This window comes from Rhizobium sp. RU33A, assembly GCF_900156055.1.
In the GTDB taxonomy this organism is placed as follows: Bacteria; Pseudomonadota; Alphaproteobacteria; order Rhizobiales; family Rhizobiaceae; genus Allorhizobium.
Genome location: NZ_FTMQ01000003.1, coordinates 823,747 through 837,673 on the forward strand (window position 1 = coordinate 823,747; position 13,927 = coordinate 837,673).

Annotated in this window: 11 protein-coding genes; 8 read left to right on the forward strand and 3 right to left on the reverse strand. The window is 60.8% G+C overall.

Translation table 11 applies throughout. The features are described from left to right. Positions 1–23: 23 nt before the first annotated feature. Together BW978_RS15070 and gltA are read right to left on the reverse strand one after the other, a co-directional pair. Positions 24–1,913 carry a peptidylprolyl isomerase gene (locus BW978_RS15070; RefSeq protein ID WP_076396360.1) on the reverse strand — a complete coding sequence of 630 codons (1,890 nt, stop codon included), beginning with the start codon at positions 1,911–1,913 and terminating at the stop codon, positions 24–26. A 221-nt stretch (positions 1,914–2,134) separates the two neighbouring features. Next, positions 2,135–3,424 carry a citrate synthase gene (gltA, locus tag BW978_RS15075; RefSeq protein ID WP_076396362.1) on the reverse strand — a complete coding sequence of 430 codons (1,290 nt, stop codon included), beginning with the start codon at positions 3,422–3,424 and terminating at the stop codon, positions 2,135–2,137. Positions 3,425–3,785: 361 nt separating this feature from the next. Here gltA and BW978_RS15080 point away from each other — a divergent pair, with 361 nt between their 5' ends. Then, the gene (locus BW978_RS15080) at positions 3,786–6,170 is read left to right on the forward strand and encodes a ComEC/Rec2 family competence protein (RefSeq protein WP_076396364.1); all 2,385 of its coding nucleotides are present in this window, start codon (positions 3,786–3,788) and stop codon (positions 6,168–6,170) included. On the opposite strand, the gene lexA is transcribed toward BW978_RS15080, so the two are convergent. Continuing rightward, positions 6,164–6,880 (reverse strand): transcriptional repressor LexA, encoded by a 717-nt coding sequence (gene lexA / locus BW978_RS15085; protein ID WP_076396366.1) that lies wholly within the window; start codon positions 6,878–6,880, stop codon positions 6,164–6,166. The two genes, BW978_RS15080 and lexA, sit on opposite strands and share 7 nt — an antisense overlap. A gap of 198 nt (positions 6,881–7,078) precedes the next feature. On the opposite strand from lexA, the gene BW978_RS15090 reads away from it, so the two are divergent. From BW978_RS15090 to BW978_RS15120, 7 genes are all read left to right on the forward strand, one after another. Continuing rightward, positions 7,079–7,621, forward strand: coding sequence for a DUF1003 domain-containing protein (locus BW978_RS15090; RefSeq protein ID WP_076396368.1), 543 nt, complete (start codon positions 7,079–7,081; stop codon positions 7,619–7,621). A 27-nt stretch (positions 7,622–7,648) separates the two neighbouring features. Further along, entirely contained in the window at positions 7,649–8,542 is an 894-nt protein-coding gene (locus BW978_RS15095) for a VOC family protein (RefSeq protein ID WP_076396370.1), read from the forward strand. Further along, positions 8,539–9,387, forward strand: a complete 849-nt coding sequence (gene kdsA, locus BW978_RS15100; protein WP_076396372.1) for a 3-deoxy-8-phosphooctulonate synthase — start codon at positions 8,539–8,541, stop codon at positions 9,385–9,387. Before BW978_RS15095 ends, kdsA begins: the two co-directional genes overlap by 4 nt. Before the next feature lie 213 nt (positions 9,388–9,600). Then, positions 9,601–10,875: a phosphopyruvate hydratase gene (gene eno, locus BW978_RS15105; RefSeq protein WP_054148062.1), complete on the forward strand. Its 1,275-nt coding sequence runs from the start codon at positions 9,601–9,603 to the stop codon at positions 10,873–10,875. A gap of 138 nt (positions 10,876–11,013) precedes the next feature. Then, positions 11,014–11,331: an FtsB family cell division protein gene (locus BW978_RS15110; protein ID WP_076396374.1), complete on the forward strand. Its 318-nt coding sequence runs from the start codon at positions 11,014–11,016 to the stop codon at positions 11,329–11,331. Positions 11,332–11,480: 149 nt separating this feature from the next. Further along, the gene (gene pdhA / locus BW978_RS15115) at positions 11,481–12,527 is read left to right on the forward strand and encodes a pyruvate dehydrogenase (acetyl-transferring) E1 component subunit alpha (protein WP_054148064.1); all 1,047 of its coding nucleotides are present in this window, start codon (positions 11,481–11,483) and stop codon (positions 12,525–12,527) included. 15 nt (positions 12,528–12,542) lie between these two features. Beyond that, on the forward strand, positions 12,543–13,919 hold the full coding sequence (locus tag BW978_RS15120) for a pyruvate dehydrogenase complex E1 component subunit beta (RefSeq protein ID WP_076396376.1): 1,377 nt from the start codon (positions 12,543–12,545) through the stop codon (positions 13,917–13,919). Positions 13,920–13,927: the final 8 nt, after the last annotated feature.

The window sequence follows — 13,927 nt, forward strand, 5'->3', positions numbered from 1 at the left end:
TCAACTCCCCCTCTGGCCGACGGTTATCGGACGATGGCCTGCTGGGCCAGCGCCTGATTGATCGTCACGCCATATTCCGACTGCAACTGACCGACCATCTGGTCGAGGATGTCGTCGCCTGCGGAGTTCGCGACCTGAGCGATCTGCTCGTCCTCATTGAGCGGCACGCCGCTGGTCGGCTGGTCGCGGACGGCCGTGACCGTCATCAGGATCTGGGTCGACGGATCGCCGCCGGAAGCAGTCGCGACCGTGCCCTGCGGGCCAGAGAAGGCGGCGGTGATTGCGGTTGCGCCGAGAACGGCGTCTTCGGTGCGGCGGGTGATGCCGGCCTTGCTTTCGACCGCAAGACCGAGCTCGGTCGCGACATCCTCCAGATTGCCGCCGTCCGCGACCCGCTGGCGCAGGCCCTCTGCTTTCGCGCCGAGCGCAATGCGCTGCTGTTCTGCGGTCCAGTCGGCGATGGCCCTTTCACGCACTTCGGCAAGTTCGCGGTCGCGCTCGGCCTTGATGTCGGTGACATCGAACCAGATGAAGCCGTTATTGCCCAGGGTAACCGGCAAAGCTTCGACACCGATTTCGGTCCGGAACACGTCTCTCAGCAGCTTGTCGCGTTCAGGTATGCCAGCGACTTCGGTCTCGCGATTGTCGAGGCCACGGCGGTCGATATCAGTGACAGTCACCGTCTGAAGCTGCAACTGGTCGGCTGCTTCCTTGAGCGTCGAGCCACCGGCCCGCAGATCCTCGAACTGGTCGTGGACAGCGGTGAGGTCGGCAATCGCGGCCTGTTCGGCCAAAGCTACGCGGATCTCTTCCTTGACCTCGTCGAGGCTCTGGGTGCGGCCTTCCTTGATGTTGGTGACACGCAGGATGACCGGGCCGAACGCACCGTCGACGACATCTGTCGTGCCGCCCTCGGCCGTGACGGCGAAGGCTGCCTCGGCAAGGGCCGGATCGGGCAAACGGTCGCGGGTGAAATCGCCGAGCAGCACATCGCCAGCGGTCTTGCCCTGGTCTGTGACGAGCTGGTCGAAGCTCGTACCCTTCTGCAGCTCTTCACGCGCGGCTTCCGCCATCTCACGGTTCTCGAAACTCAACTGCTCAATCGTGCGTGTTCCGGCGATCTCGTAGGAAGCCTTCCGGCGCTCGTAATCTTCGCGGATCTGTTCGTCGGTGATGGAGGCCGTGTCGGCAATGTCGGAGGGTTCCAGCTTCACATAGTTGAAGCTGCGGTATTCCGGTGCGCGGTAACCGGACTTCGTCGTCTCGAACCAGGCCGCCAGGGTCGCATCATCGGGTGCCTTGATGAGCTCGATGTTGGCGTTGGTCAGCAGGATGTAATTGATGTCGCGGTTTTCGTAGCGATAGGCCTTGATCGCGTCGATCAGGACCTTCGGCGCAACGAAGCCGTCAGCTGTCGCGTCGACGATCTGGCTGCGGATGGCGACCTTTGAACGCTCGTCGATATAGTCGTCTTCGCGAAGCCCTGCATTGCGCAGGCGCGAGGAGAAGAGCGCACGATCGAAATTCCCGCCGGAATTCTTGAAAGCTGGATCATCCGCAATCAGCTGTGCCAGACGATCCTGGGATAGCCCGAGGTTCATGTCAGTGGCCAACTGGTCCAGAGCAGCGCCTGCGGCGAGCTGTGAAAAGACCTGGGATTCAATCCCGAAGGCGCGCGCCTGTTCGGTCGTAAGCTGCATCCCGAACCGGTTGCTCATGTCCGTCACCTGCCGCTGGTAGGCGAAGGCGAAGTCGGCAGACGACACACTCTGGTCACCCACGGCGACGACGGTGTCAGACGTATTGCTGAACAGCGAGGCCGAAACACCCCAGACGCCGAAGGAGAGGACGAGCAGGAGAAGCAAGATCTTGGCAAACAGGGTTTGGGAAGCTTTTCTCAAGAAGACGAGCATCGGGACGCATAAACCTCATTGTAAATCTTCGTCCGGGACGAAGCAGGTTGACTTCCTTAGAACAAAGCTCCGGGGAATTGAAGGCATCCGACGGCGAAATGCGCGGCCATCACGGGGAGTTTGATCGCCGCTAGCGATACTGGGCGCATTCAGCCCTCGTCAAAACGAAAAGAAGGCCGGACAAAGCCGGCCTTCTCGACACTACAAGATGGAAGAATGCCTCAGCGCTCGGAAAGTGCCTTGTAATCGCGCTTCGGTTCACCGGTATACAGCTGACGCGGACGGCCGATGCGCTGCTGCGGATCCTCGATCATCTCGTTCCACTGCGCGATCCAGCCGACGGTGCGGGCGAGCGCGAAGAGAACGGTGAACATCGTCGTCGGGAAGCCGAGCGCACGCAGTGTGATGCCCGAATAGAAGTCGACGTTCGGGTAGAGCTTCTTGTCAATGAAGTAAGGGTCGCTGAGCGCGATCTTCTCGAGCTCGAGTGCCACCTTCATCAGCGGATCATCGGCATGGCCGGTGGCTTCAAGGACCTCGTACATGGTCTTCTGCATGATCTTGGCGCGCGGGTCGTAGTTCTTGTAGACCCGGTGGCCGAAGCCCATCAGACGGAACGGATCGTTCTTGTCCTTAGCCTTGGCGATATACTCTGGAATGCGGTCAACCGAGCCGATTTCCTGCAGCATGTTGAGGGCAGCCTCATTGGCGCCACCATGGGCAGGGCCCCAAAGGCACGCGATGCCGGCCGCAATGCAGGCGAACGGATTGGCGCCCGACGAGCCGGCAAGACGCACGGTCGAGGTCGAGGCGTTCTGCTCGTGATCGGCATGCAGGATGAAGATGCGATCCATGGCGCGCGCCAGAACCGGGTTCACCTGATACTCTTCACAAGGCACAGCAAAGCACATGCGCAGGAAGTTCGCCGCGTAGTCGAGATCGTTCTTCGGGTAAACGAAGGGCTGGCCGACGTGATACTTGTAGGCCATGGCAGCGATCGTCGGCATTTTGGCGATCATGCGCAGCGAAGCGACCATGCGCTGATGCGGATCGGTGATGTCGGTCGAGTCGTGATAGAAGGCGGAGAGCGCGCCGACCGTGCCGACCATGACGGCCATCGGGTGGGCGTCACGCCGATAGCCGGAGAAGAACTTGCTCATCTGCTCATGCACCATGGTGTGGTGCGTGACGCGATAGTCGAAGTCCTTCTTCTGAGCTGCCGTCGGCAATTCGCCGTAGAGAAGCAGGTAGCAGACTTCCAGGAAGTCGCCCTTTTCAGCAAGCTGTTCGATCGGGTAGCCGCGATGCAGCAGCGTGCCTTCGTCGCCGTCGATATAGGTTATCTTGGATTCGCAGGATGCCGTGGACGTAAAGCCCGGATCGTAGGTGAACGTACCCGTGTGCTTGTAAAGGGCGCCGATGTCGATGACATCTGGGCCGATCGTGCCGGCCTTGACGCTCAGGTCGACCGTCTTGTCACCGAGTTTCAAAGAAGCGCTTTTGTCCGTCATGCTGATCCTCCGGAATTGGCGGGAAGGCGTCTTGAAAAAGCCGCCATCGGTTAAGCGTGTGATGTAGCTATATGATACCGAAGTTAATGCCAAGCTATCCAAAGGGCAAATTGTGCGTCGCGAAAACAGCAACAATCGAACCGAACGGTTCTAATCGTTTGAAGCCCGGATAGGCGGCAAAAACCTGATTCGTTGCACGCATTGATTGCTGACGGTTTTCGCTTATTCTGTCTGCAGATGGGGTAGATCCGGCCGGGTGTGGCTGATGGGGGAAGCTGCGGAAATACAGGGACAAGGGCGCCTCCGGTCCGGTGATATACCGGTCCGGCGAGACTTGCCTCGACCACTCGAAAAACGCGCAATGCCCGGTTTGACGACGATCGGCCGTGCTGTCGCCGCTCGCACTGTTTTGCATCGCATCCTCAGGCAGGTTCGGCATTACGTCTCAGACGAAAGTCGGCACGGGCATTTTTTCCTCTTCGTGCCTGTCTGGCTCGGCGCGGGTGCGGCAATCTGGTTTTCCATTGGGCAACCACCGCCGGCCATGGTCCTCGGACTGCTCCTTGCTTGCCTGGCTTTTGCGCTTTTGCGGGCGATGCGCGACACCGTGGCGCATGTGGTCCTGTGGAGCTTGTGCCTGATCCTTCTCGGCATGCTGATGGCCGATTGGGAGACACGGCGAGCGTCCACCGTGATCCTCGATCAGCCGCTCGTCACCACGGTCACCGGGATCGTCGAGCGACGGGAGCAGGGGGCGGGCGGTGAATGGCGCTACGTGTTACGCGTGATCCAGACCGCAGAGCCGAGCATCCGCCGGTCGCCGGGACGCGTGTCCCTCCTTGCCCGAAGCAGACATGTGCCAGCTGCCATCGGCGAGGAACTGAGCGGTCGCGCCCGTCTGTCACCACCGTCAGGTCCGGCTTTGCCCGGATTGAACGACTTTAGCTTCCAAAGCTACTTCGCCGGCGTCGGCGCTGTCGGCTTCTTCCTCGGTACGCCCCAGGCCAAAACCTCCGCGTCATTGGAGAAACAAGGTCTGTGGGCGCGCTTCGACGCGTCCCTGTTCTCGCTGCGGGATCGCATCTCGAACCGCATTCGCAGCGTGCTGCCGGGAGATCCCGGCGCCTTTGCGGCGGCAATCATCACCGGCGAACGCCGATCGATGTCGGAAGAGGCGACGGAGGCGCTGCGCGTCTCTGGCCTTGCCCATATTACCGCGATCTCGGGCCTGAACATGGCGCTTGCCGCAGGCATCTTTTTTGTCGGCTTGCGCGGGCTCCTCAGCCTCCTGCCAAATTTCGCCCACCGTTATCCGGTGAAGAAGATCGCGGCCGCCGGCGCGCTTCTGGCGACGACGGGCTATGTGCTCATCTCGGGCTACCAGGTCTCGGCGCTGCGCGCCTATCTGATGACGGCTGTCATGCTCGGAGCCGTCCTGTTCGACCGCCCGGCTGTCAGCCTCCACAATCTTGCGCTTGCGGCAACCGCGATCCTCGCCGTCCAGCCCTCGGCCGTCATGGGACCGAGTTTCCAGATGTCGTTTGCTGCGACTGCAGCCCTGATTGCCGGTTACGCCGGGTGGCGGGCGCGACCGCGCGCGATCCTGCCGCAGGCTCGCTCACTTCCCATGCGGATCGTGGCCGGGAGTGCCAAGTTCGTCGGCGGCACCCTAGCAACCTCGTTCATCGGTGGGGTCTCGACCGCCGTCTTTGCCATCAGCCATTTTCACCGGATGTCGACCCATGGACTGGAGGCGAACCTTGCCGCCATGCCGCTGATCTCGGTGGTCGTGATGCCTTCTGGCTTCATTGCCATGCTGCTCATGCCATTTGGCCTCGACGCCCCGTTCTTCTGGATCATGGGGCAGGGCCTAGAAATGGTGCTCATTGTCGCCCACACCGTTTCCGGCTGGGGTGGCGGTTACGTCTTCCCGCGTCTGCCGGCATGGTTCATGCCCGGCGCAATCGCCGGGATGCTCTTGCTGATGCTCCTCAAAACCCGGATCAGGCATGTCGGCACGGCTCTCATCGTCGCGACGCTCGCGGCTGCCTTCCTTGCTCCACGCCTCCCGGGGAGCGAGCTGATGATCAGCGAGGACGCACGGTTGGTTGCGATTCGGGTGGAAAGTGACGACACGTCCATCATTGCAATCAACCGGACCCGCCCAGCAGCCTTCATCTTCGATCAATGGCAACCCGTGCTCGGCATCGACGAACCAAGGCGCCCCGTCATGCTCGAGACCACACCCCTGCCGCCAGCGCCAGACTGGCGTACTGGCCAAACCCTGTCTGAGGAGCAGCGCAAGCTGGCAGAGGCTGTATTTGATAGACTGCTCGGAGCTGCAGGGAGAGAACATTTCGCCTGCATAAAGCAGGCCTGCGCCATCAGACTGGAGAACGGCAACGCACTGTTGACGTTGGAGCGTGCGGATCTCATCGGCGCAGCCTGCGACCGCGCTGATATCGTGGTTCTGTCGGCGCGCACGCGCGTCACCACCTGCCGCTCCGGCGCGCTCCTGATTTCCGAGGCGAGCCTGCGTGCAACCGGCGCCATTGAGATCGCGGGACTTGGCGGCAACTCGCAAGCCATGACGGTTAGGTCAGCGCTCGACGGACCCTCCAGACCCTGGACGGCGCACCGGCTCTACGACTGGCGCAGCGGCTCTTCCGAGACCACGCATGAATTCACGCGTACGGCCGGCGCCACCAGACAAGGGCCGGAGCCGGAGCCCGATGCTGATCAGTGATAGCGGCGAATGAGGCCCACCAGCTTGCCCTGGATCTTGACGCGATCCGGCGGGAAGATGCGGGTTTCGTAGGCTGGGTTGGCGGCTTCCAGTGCAATCGATGCACCACGGCGGCGGAACCGCTTGAGTGTCGCCTCCTCGTCGTCGACCAGCGCCACGATGATGTCACCGGGATTGGCGTTCGAGGCATTGCGGATGATCACCGTGTCGCCGTCGAGGATGCCGGCCTCGATCATCGAATCGCCCTTGACCTCAAGCGCGTAGTGATCGCCCGCCCCGATCATCTCCGCAGGTACCGTGATGTCGTGAGTGTTGTTCTGAATGGCTGAAATCGGCACACCGGCTGCGATTCGGCCCATGACCGGAACCGAGACGGACGAGCCGTTGTCCTCGACGGGCGGCTTGGTCAGTGCTGGCGCCGGCGGAGCCTTGCCGAGACTGCCCTCGATCACGCTTGGCGCAAAGCCTCGGCGCGGCTGGATGCTCGGCGAATAAGCTTCCGGAAGCTTGATGACCTCTAGAGCACGCGCCCGGTTCGGCAGGCGCCGGATGAAGCCGCGTTCCTCGAGTGCCGTGATCAGGCGATGGATCCCGGATTTCGATGCGAGGTCCAGCGCATCCTTCATCTCGTCGAAGGACGGCGGGACACCCGATTCCTTCATCCGTTCATGGATGAAAAGAAGCAGTTCCTGTTGCTTGCGCGTCAGCATATGTGGTGCCCCCGGAGTGAAACAAATACAGAACAGACACTATATGTTCCAGTTGTGTTCCGCAAGGGTATAAATTTCCGTGAACAGCCGGTGAGAAAATGCGATAGCCGGATGAAACGTGGCAACAAGACAGGATGGGCGCGCGGCGCCGACAAAAAGACGTCTCGCATTCCGTGAGACCCTTTCGGGAAGTGGAATATGCTGAAAGACATCGAAAAGATCGTATTGGGCAAGCAGACCTCCGACCTGACCTCGGCCGAGAAGAAGGTGCTGACCAAGGCGCGCGAGCGCCGGACGGTCTCGACCAATGCCGGCGAGGATTTTTTGGCCGGCGCCACCTTCGGTCAGCGTCTTGCGGATGCGATCGCCAGGGTTGGCGGATCCTGGGCCTTCATCATCGGTTTCATGCTCTTCCTCGTCGCCTGGGTGTTCCTCAACACGGTCCTCCTCGCGACGCGGGCGCTCGATCCCTATCCCTTCATCTTTTTGAACCTCATTCTGTCCATGCTGGCCGCCATCCAGGCGCCGATCATCATGATGAGCCAGAACCGACAGACCGAGCGCGACCGCTTCATGGCGGCCAAGGATTATGAGATCAACCTGAAGGCGGAGATCGAGGTGCTGGCGCTGCACCACAAGATCGATGAGCAGGTGTTAAAGGAGCTGCGCGAGACACGCGAGCAGATCGATGCCCTGCGCCAGGCGATCGAGGCCCTTTCAAGCCGGCCGAGCAATTCCTAATTCTAGCTTCTGAAACAGAGACACGTCATGTCCCATCCCATGTCTGCGCTGCGCGCCATCGATCATCTCGTCCTGCCCGTGGTTGACCTTCAGACCGGCCGCAACCGTTTGAACCAGCTCGGCTTCACTGTCGCTGATGATGCGCGCCATCCCTTCGGCACGGAGAACGCCTGCGTGTTCTTCGCCGACGACACCTATCTTGAGCCGCTGGCGGTCGGGAGTCGTGAGGATTGCCTGGAGGCGCAGCGCAACAACAATATCTTCGTGGCGCGCGACCAGGCTTTCCGCTTTCGCCGAGGTGAGGGGCTCTCTGCCTTCGTCGTCAAGACCGATGATGCGGCAGCCGACGATGCACGCTATCGTTCAGAGGGACAGAGCGCCGGTCAGTTGCTCGAATTCTCGCGTCAGTTTCGCTTCCCCGATGGTCGAACGGCGGAAGGATCCTTTCGTTTGGCCTTCGCCGCGGATCTGAGGGCGCCGGACTTCTTTGCCTTTGCGTGTGAGCGCGTGAATCCGCTTCCGGCCGACCGCGGGGCCTTGCTCTTGCACGCCAATGGTGCGGCCGGTCTTCGGCGCATCGTCTTAGTCGAAGAGAATCCAAGTGATTTCCAGTATCTTCTGGAGCTGGTGCTTGATCAGCGGGACATCACGGCCCATTCCTTCGGCATTTCCGTCCAGACCGCCAACGCCTCTGTGGATGTTCTGACGCCGGAGGGGTTTGCTGCCCAATACGGTTCGACGTTCGCTCTGTCCGAGCGCGGCCTTTTGGGGGCCGCGGTTGCCATCTCCGTCGCTGATCTCGGCGTGACAGAGGCCTGCCTCGCTGCTAAGGGCGTCCACTATCACCAAACGGGCGCGCGCCTCGTCGTCGCGCCGGAAAAGGGGCAAGGCGTAACCTTCGCCTTCGAGGAGTTGAAATGAGCGTTTCTCCCAATTCGGAAGTCGTGGTCGGCGAAGGTGCGGCCAAGGCCGTTTTCTCCCAGAAGGGCCGTTTTGCCTTGATTGCCGGCCCCTGCCAGATGGAAAGCCGCGACCATGCCTTCATGATCGCCGGTCAGCTCGTCGAGCTATGCCGCGAACTTGGCCTCGGTCTCGTCTACAAGTCCTCCTTCGACAAGGCGAACCGCACCTCGCTGTCTGCCGAACGCGGGATCGGCTTGGAAACGGCGATGGAAGTCTTTGCCGACATCAAGAAGGAGTTCGGCGTACCGGTCCTGACCGACATCCATACGGAAGAGCAGTGCGCCGCTGTTGCCCCGACCGTTGATGTCCTGCAGATCCCGGCCTTCCTCTGCCGCCAGACAGACCTTCTGGTGGCTGCGGCCAAGACCGGCCGCGCCATCAACGTCAAGAAGGGGCAGTTCCTGGCGCCTTGGGACATGAAGAATGTCCTGAACAAGATCACCGGTTCCGGCAATCCGGACGTCCTGCTCTGCGAACGCGGCGCTTCATTCGGCTACAACACGCTGGTGTCCGACATGCGCTCGCTGCCGATCATGGCGGCCATGGGCGCGCCCGTCGTCTTCGATGCCACCCACTCGGTGCAACAGCCGGGCGGGCAGGGCGGCTCCTCTGGTGGCCAGCGGGAATTCGTCGAAACGCTGGCTCGTGCAGCTGTTGCCGTCGGTGTCGGTGGTCTCTTCATCGAGACGCATCAGGATCCGGACAACGCACCGTCGGATGGCCCGAACATGGTCAAGATCACCGACATGCGCCGTCTGCTCGAAAAACTCATCGCCTTCGACGATATCGCCAAGACATCCTGATCCGTCTCTCGCGGCGCTTCAATCGGTTGAACCGGAAGCGCCGCAGTCAATTGCTTTTTAAATCGATTAGATTTCGTTCGTTTCGGCTCTGATCCGTCATTGTATTTTCCCGATCATCGGATAAGAGAGGATGACTCACAGGCGGGTCCGGTGGCGTTTGCCCAGTAATCTGCCTCAAGAGCCTTGTCCAATTTCCGTCTACAGGGAGCGAACATGACCGCCATCACCGACATCATCGGCCGCGAGATCCTCGACAGCCGTGGCAACCCGACCGTCGAGGTCGACGTCTATCTCGAAGATGGCAGCATGGGCCGCGCTGCGGTTCCCTCGGGCGCATCGACCGGCGCGCATGAAGCCGTGGAGCTGCGTGACGGTGGTTCGCGCTATCTCGGCAAGGGCGTCGAAAAGGCCGTCGAAGCCGTCAACGGCGAAATCTATGATGCGATCGGCGGTCACGATGCCGAGAACCAGATCCAGATCGACAATCTGATGATCCAGCTCGACGGCACGCCGAACAAGGCGCGCCTCGGCGCCAACGCCATCCTCGGCGTCTCGCTCGCCGTCGCCAAGGCTGCCGCCCAGTCTTCCGGCTTGCCGCTCTATCGTTACGTCGGTGGTCCGAACGCCCATGTCCTGCCGGTCCCGATGATGAACATCATCAATGGCGGCGCGCATGCCGATAACCCGATCGACTTCCAGGAATTCATGATTGTGCCGGTTGGCGCTGACAGCATCCGTGACGCGGTTCGCATGGGTTCGGAAGTCTTCCACACCCTGAAGAAGCAGCTCGCAGCCGACGGCCATAACACCAATGTCGGTGATGAGGGCGGCTTTGCCCCCGGTCTCGCGTCCGCGCCGGCCGCCCTCGACTTCATCATGAAGTCGATCGAAAAGGCCGGCTACCGTCCGGGTGAAGACATGCATATCGCGCTCGATTGCGCCTCGACCGAATTCTTCAAGGACGGCAAGTATGTCCTCGAAGGTGAAGGCCGCACGCTAGAGCCGGAAGCCATGGCCGAGTACCTCGCCGAGCTTGCTGCCAAGTACCCGATCTTCTCGATCGAAGACGGTATGGCCGAAGACGACTGGGACGGCTGGAAGGCGCTCACCGACAAGGTCGGCAAGAAGATCCAGCTCGTCGGCGACGACCTCTTCGTCACCAATTCGGCCCGTCTGCGCGACGGCATCAAGATGGGCGTAGCCAACTCCATCCTGGTCAAGGTCAACCAGATCGGTTCGCTGTCGGAGACCCTCGACGCTGTCTCGACCGCACACCGCGCCGCCTACACGGCTGTGATGTCGCACCGCTCGGGCGAAACCGAGGACTCGACGATCGCGGATCTCGCGGTTGCCACCAACTGCGGTCAGATCAAGACCGGCTCGCTGGCCCGCTCCGACCGCACCGCGAAGTACAACCAGCTGATCCGCATCGAGGAAGAACTCGGGCCGCAGGCCGTTTACGCAGGCTCGTCGATCCTGCGCGGCTGATCTCGGTCGAATTCCTTCGAAGCCCGTGCCGGTTCCCCGGTGCGGGCTTTTTCTTTTGCGCTGCGATTAGGGTCAACGGTCGGTTAAGATCTGCCGGTTACTCTTTCGACAAGTTTCGCGTTTCAGGGCATTGTCGGCATGTGGACCAGGCATCACAAGAAGAAGAAATACGGCCGTCTCATTCTTCCCGCTATCACCATCGCTTTCCTGTCCTATTTCGGCTACCATTCCATCCATGGTGACTACGGCCTCAGGGCAGGGCAGGAGTTCGAGCGCATCCGGCAGGAGCGTGCCTCGGAGCTTGAGGCGCTTGTGGCCCAGCGGACCGTCCTTGAAAAGGATGTCAGTCTCTTGAGTGATGGCTCTCTCGATCAGGATATCATCGACGAAAAGGCGCGCTATCAGCTCAATATGTCGCGTCCTGATGAAATCGTCATCTTCAACACCTATTTCTGATTAACCTGAATTCAGTTAATCGTAAATTTTTTAGTTATTACAGTTGCTTGCGGCGAATGTGAGCCATGCATTTATGGCATTGCCGCCGTCCTCTTTCTTCCCTATTCTGTGCCCAACTCTGGACCATAATAAACCCATGGGAGGGATGCATGGCGCCTCGCAAGCCAGCAGCTGCGAACGGTCGGAAGTCTTCGGCCAAGTCGGCCGGCAAGGAATTTACCGGAAAAAACGCACCAGAATTCGGAGCGGATGAAGAGCTTCACGCCTATCGTGAAATGCTTCTGATTCGCCGTTTCGAAGAGAAGGCCGGCCAGCTTTACGGCATGGGCTTCATCGGGGGCTTCTGTCACCTCTATATCGGCCAGGAAGCGGTCGTCGTCGGCATGCAGATGGCGCAGAAGGAAGGTGATCAGGTCATCACCGCCTATCGCGACCATGGGCACATGCTGGCAGCGGGCTTGAGCGCTCGCGGCGTCATGGCAGAGCTCACGGGTCGCCGTAGCGGCCTGTCGAAGGGCAAGGGCGGCTCCATGCACATGTTCTCGAAAGAGAAGCATTTCTATGGTGGCCACGGCATCGTTGGCGCGCAGGTTTCGCTCGGAACCGGTCTTGCCTTCGCCAACAAGTACCGCGGCAATGACAATGTTGCTGTTGCCTATTTCGGCGACGGCGCTGCGAACCAGGGCCAGGTCTACGAGAGCTTCAATATGGCTGCCCTTTGGCAGCTGCCGATCATCTACATCGTTGAGAACAACCGTTACGCCATGGGCACTTCGACGGCCCGCGCCACGGCTCAGTCGAACTATTCGCTGCGTGGCTCCGGCTTCGGCATCCCCGGCGTCCAGGTCGATGGCATGGATGTGCGCGCGGTGAAGGCTGCCGCCGACGAGGCGCTTGAACATTGCCGCTCCGGCAAGGGTCCGATCATTCTTGAAATGCTGACCTATCGCTATCGCGGCCACTCGATGTCCGACCCGGCGAAGTATCGCTCCAAGGAAGAAGTGCAGAAGATGCGGTCGGAGCAGGATCCGATCGAACAGGTCAAGGCTCGTCTCCTCGAGAATGGCTGGGCCTCAGAAGACCAGCTCAAGGCGATCGACAAGGATGTGCGTGACATTGTCGCGGACAGTGCCGATTTCGCCCAGGCCGATCCGGAGCCGGATGTTTCCGAGCTCTACACCGACATTCTTCTGTAATCGGGGAGGGAACCCATGCCGATCGAAATTTTGATGCCCGCCCTTTCTCCGACAATGGAAGAAGGCACGCTTTCCAAGTGGATCAAGCAGGAAGGCGACACCGTAAAGTCCGGCGATGTGATCGCCGAGATCGAGACCGACAAGGCGACCATGGAAGTGGAAGCCGTTGATGAAGGCGTGCTCGGCAAGTTGCTGATCGCGGCCGGCACCGAGAACGTCAAGGTCAATACGCCGATCGCCGTTCTGCTTCAGGATGGTGAAAGTGCCGATGCGGCACCTGCCCCGAAGGCGGCACCTGCTGCCGCCGAGCCGGTATCCGCACCGGCAGCCGAAGCGCCTGCTGCTGCCGCCGTTCCGGCTGCTCCGAAGGTTGAAGTCGCTGCCGATCCGGACGTTCCGGCCGGCACCGAAATGGTGACGATGACGGTGCGTGAAGCGCTGCGCGAAGCCATGGCCGAGGAAATGCGCGCCAATCCTGACGTCTTCATCATGGGTGAAGAAGTCGCCGAATATCAGGGCGCCTACAAGATTACCCAGGGGCTTCTGCAGGAATTCGGCGCCCAGCGCGTCGTCGACACCCCGATCACCGAACATGGCTTTGCCGGTCTCGGCGTCGGTGCGGCTATGGCCGGCCTGAAGCCGATCGTCGAGTTCATGACCTTCAACTTCGCCATGCAGGCAATCGACCACATTATCAACTCGGCTGCCAAGACGCTCTACATGTCCGGTGGCCAGATGGGTGCGCCGATCGTCTTCCGTGGCCCGAACGGGGCTGCTGCCCGCGTCGGCGCCCAGCACAGCCAGGACTACGCTGCCTGGTATAGCCAGATCCCGGGCCTCAAGGTCGTGATGCCCTACACGGCAGCCGACGCCAAGGGCCTGCTGAAGGCTGCGATCCGCGACCCGAACCCGGTCATCTTCCTCGAAAACGAAATCCTCTACGGTCACTCCTTTGAAGTGCCGAAGATGGATGACTTCGTCCTGCCGATTGGCAAGGCGCGCATCCACAAGACCGGCAAGGACGCGACCATCGTTTCCTTCGGTATCGGCATGACCTATTCGGTCAAGGCCGTCGAGGAACTGGCGAAGGAAGGCATCGATGTCGAGCTGATCGACCTCAGAACCATCCGTCCGATGGACCTGCCGACCATCATCGAATCGGTCAAGAAGACCGGTCGCCTCGTGACTGTCGAGGAAGGCTATCCGCAGTCCTCCGTCGGCACCGAAATTGCGACCCGCGTCATGCAGCAGGCCTTCGACTATCTGGATGCGCCGATCCTCACGATCGCCGGCAAGGATGTTCCGATGCCTTACGCGGCCAATCTCGAAAAGCTGGCACTGCCGAGCGTTGCCGAAGTCGTTCAGGCCGTCAAAACCGTCTGCTACAAGTAAGGGGGCAA